This is a genomic window from Vibrio sp. 05-20-BW147 (assembly GCF_013369385.1).
Taxonomy (GTDB): Bacteria; Pseudomonadota; Gammaproteobacteria; order Enterobacterales; family Vibrionaceae; genus Vibrio; species Vibrio floridensis.
Genome location: NZ_SZTO01000080.1, coordinates 1 through 1100 on the forward strand (window position 1 = coordinate 1; position 1100 = coordinate 1100).

The 1100-nt window shown below is 50.9% G+C and carries 1 pseudogene; it reads left to right on the forward strand.

The features are described 5' to 3' along the window. Nucleotides 1–1100, forward strand: a pseudogene (locus FC652_RS20065) (transketolase); the annotation flags it as partial.

Genomic DNA, 1100 nt, shown 5'->3' on the forward strand with positions numbered 1-1100 from the left:
GCGGTTGGTATGGCAATGGCTGAGAAAGCGCTAGCAGCGCAATTCAACAAAGAAGGCCACGACATCGTTGACCACTTCACTTACGTGTTCATGGGTGATGGCTGTCTAATGGAAGGTATCTCGCATGAGGCATGTTCTCTAGCAGGTACGCTAGGTCTGGGCAAACTGATCGCATTCTGGGATGACAACGGCATCTCTATCGACGGTCACGTTGAAGGTTGGTTCTCTGACGATACGCCTAAGCGTTTCGAAGCTTACGGCTGGCACGTCATCCCAGCAGTGGATGGTCACAATGCGGAAGCGATCAACGCAGCAATTGAAGCCGCTAAAGCAGATCCTCGCCCGACTCTAATCTGTACTAAGACTATCATCGGTTTTGGTTCACCAAACAAATCGGGTTCACACGACTGTCACGGAGCACCACTAGGCGCTGAAGAAATTGCAGCGACACGTAAAGAACTAGGTTGGGAGCACGGTCCTTTTGAAATCCCGCAAGAAGTGTACGCAGAATGGTCAGCGAAGGAAGCAGGCGCAGCTAAGGAAGCAGCGTGGAACGAGAAATTTGCAGCTTATGAAGCAGCATATCCAGAGCTTGCCGCAGAGTTCAAACGCCGCGTAAATGGCGAACTGCCAGCGCAGTGGGAAGAGAAAGCAAACCAAATCATTGCAGATCTTCAAGCAAACCCAGCGAACATCGCATCACGTAAAGCATCGCAAAACGCGCTAGAAGCGTTTGGTAAAATGCTGCCAGAATTCATGGGCGGCTCAGCTGACCTAGCGCCTTCTAACCTCACCATGTGGTCGGGTTCTAAGTCGCTAGAAGCAAGCGACTTCTCTGGTAACTACATCCACTACGGTGTACGTGAATTTGGTATGACTGCGATCATGAACGGTATCGCGCTACACGGTGGTTTCGTACCTTACGGCGCGACCTTCCTAATGTTCATGGAATACGCACGTAACGCAATGCGTATGGCGGCTCTGATGAAAATTCAGAACATCCAAGTGTACACGCACGATTCTATCGGTCTTGGCGAAGATGGCCCAACTCACCAACCCGTTGAGCAAATCGCATCGCTACGTCTAACGCCAAACATGAG